This window comes from Streptomyces phyllanthi, from assembly GCF_009377205.1.
In the GTDB taxonomy this organism is placed as follows: domain Bacteria; phylum Actinomycetota; class Actinomycetes; order Streptomycetales; family Streptomycetaceae; genus Streptomyces; species Streptomyces phyllanthi.
The window spans coordinates 1-2,557 of the sequence record NZ_VJZE01000773.1 but is presented as its reverse complement, the minus strand read 5'-3'; the positions used below and the strand labels follow the sequence as shown (position 1 = coordinate 2,557).

The following is a 2,557-nucleotide window of genomic DNA, read 5'->3' as shown; positions in this document are numbered from 1 at the left end:
GGCTTGAGGACGCGGGGTCTTGGGGCGTGGGGGCTTCAGGGTGTCTCTTGCCGGTTTCCGGCCAGGTCGTCCCACAGGTGGGCGCTGGTTTCGACGCCTTTGAGGAGCAGGTCGAGTTCGACCTTCTCGTTCGGGGCGTGCCAGCCGTCCGAGGGGACCGAGATGCCCAGGAAGAGCACGGGCGCGCCGAGTACGTCCTGGAGGTCGGCCGCGGGCCCGGAGCCGCCCTCGCGGGTGAAGCGGACCTGCTGTTCGAAGGCGCGGCCCATGGCGCGTACGACGGACTGGAGGGCCGGGTGGTCCAGGGGGGTCAGGCACGGGCGGGTGGCCGCGCCGAACGTGATCTCGCAGCGGATCCCGGCGGGCACCAGGTCGGCCGCCCACGCGCGGACGGCCTTCTCGATGTGGTCCGGGTCCTGGCCCGCGACCAGCCGGAAGGAGAGCTTCACCATCGCCGAGGCCGGGACGATCGTCTTGCTGCCGGGGCCCTGGTAACCGCCGCCTATGCCGTTGACCTCGGCGGTCGGGCGGGCCCAGACGCGTTCCAGGATGGTGTAACCGGCCTCTCCGTGGGTGGCCGTCGACCTGGCCGTACGCAGCCACCGCTCCTCGTCGAAGGGGAGCTCCGCGAAGAGTTCGCGCTCCCGGTCGGTGAGTTCGACGACGCCTTCGTAGAAGCCGGGGATCGCCACGCGCGCGTGCTCGTCGTGCAAGGCGGCGACCAGGCGGGCGGCGGCGATGGCGGGGTTGGGGACGGCGCCGCCGAAGGAACCTGAGTGGATGTCCTGGGCGGGCCCGTACAGCTCGATCTCGCACTCGGCGAGGCCGCGCATGCCAGTGCACACCGTGGGGGTGTCCTCGGCCCACATGCCCGTGTCGGAGACGATGACGGTGTCGGCGGCGAGCCGGTCGGCGCGTTCCTCGACGAGGGCACGGAAGTGCGGGGAGCCGGACTCCTCCTCGCCCTCGATCAGCATCTTCAGGTGGACGGCCGGAGCGGTGCGGCCGGTGGTGGCGAGGTGAGCACGGACGCCGAGTGTGTGGAAGAACACCTGGCCCTTGTCGTCGGCCGCCCCGCGCGCGTGGAGGCGGTTTCCGCGGATCACCGGCTCGAAGGGCTCGGTGTCCCAGCCGTCCTCGCGGGCGGCGGGCTGCACGTCGTGGTGCCCGTAGACGAGGACCGTGGGGGCCTCGGGGTCGTCGGAGGGCCACTCGGCGAAGACGGCCGGGGCCCCTGGTGTCTCCCACACCTCGGCGGTGGGGAAGCCCGTCTCCTTCAGCTTGGCGGCGAGCCAGTCGGCGCTGCGTCGTACGTCCGCCGCGTGCTCGGGCCGGGCGGACACCGACGGGATGCGCAGCCACTCCACGAGGTCTTCGAGGAAGACTGCTCGGTGGTTCTCGATGTACGTACGGACGGCGCTGACGGCACTGTCAACGGGCTGGCTCATGCTCACGAGCCTATCGGCCCGCACGGACATGCTCGTCCGGCGGTTCGTCCGCCGGTTCCTCTGCCCGTTCGCGTGTCCGTTCGCGTGTCCGTTCGCGTGTCCGTTCGTCTGCCGGTTCGTGCGGCAGCCCGCCCGCGGACGGCTCGTACGGGTCCGTGCCGGGCTCCGCCGAGAGCAGCCGCTCGAGCGCGGCCCGGTCGGGCAGGTCGCCGGGGCGTACGACCTCGCCCGTGCGCACGTACAGGAACACCGCTCCGACGGAATCCAGCGGCACGCCCTGCTGCTCGGCCCATGCGAGGCGGTAGATCGCGAGCTGAAGGGGGTCGGCGGTGCGGCTTCGGCTGGTCTTCCAGTCGACGATCTCGTACGTGGCGCCGTCGCCGTCGCCTTCCCTGTAGACGGCGTCGATACGGCCGCGGACGACCCGTCCGGCTATCGCGAGCTGGAACGGTGCCTCGACGCGGTACGGCGTCCGGTGGGCGTACGGCGTGCGCTCGAAGGCCTCCTTCAGTGCCTCCAGGTCGCGTTCGTCGGCGATCTCGGCCTGGCTGCCGGGCAGTTCCCCGGGCTCCAGCATGGGCAGGCGCAGCTCCTCGAAGCGGGCCTCGATCCAGGCGTGGAAGCGCGTGCCCCGGCGCGCGGCGGGCTGCGGGGGGCGTGGCATGGGGCGGGCCAGCTCCTGGGCGAAGCCGTCCGGGTCGGCGGCCAGGCGCAGCACCTCGACGGCGGTCAGCGACGCGGGCAGGGGCACGTCCGTCACACCTCGGCGGGCGCGCTGGAGCTCTCCGGTGAGGGCGTCCAGGTCGCGGTCCCAGGAGTCGACGATGCGGGCCTCCTCCGGGGTGAGCGGCATCGGGTCCACAGGGTGGGGAGAAGCCTTCGGGGCCGGCGCCTGGTGCGGGACCAGGGGGCGGGCCTTCGTCCAGGAGTCCCAGTCGGAGTCGGACTCGGGGGCCCCGGTGTCCTCGGGGTGCCCAGGGTCTTCGGGGACCTCCGGGTCCTCAGCGAAGGGGCCGGCCCCGTAAGGGGGTTCGTCCGGGAACTCCCCGTCCGCGTGGAGGGCGTCCTCGTCCTCCGGCGGAGGCGGCCACTCAGGGTCGTCGTGGGAG

General features: G+C 72.7%; 2 protein-coding genes. Both read right to left on the bottom strand.

The features are described 5' to 3' along the window. Positions 1–35: 35 nt before the first annotated feature. A complete protein-coding gene (locus tag FNH04_RS44665) occupies positions 36–1,448 on the bottom strand; it encodes a dipeptidase (RefSeq protein ID WP_152791945.1) in 1,413 nt (470 codons plus the stop codon). A 10-nt stretch (positions 1,449–1,458) separates the two neighbouring features. Continuing rightward, on the bottom strand, positions 1,459–2,557 hold a 1,099-nt coding region (locus FNH04_RS44660), incomplete at its 5' end, for a PD-(D/E)XK nuclease family protein (protein WP_194237026.1).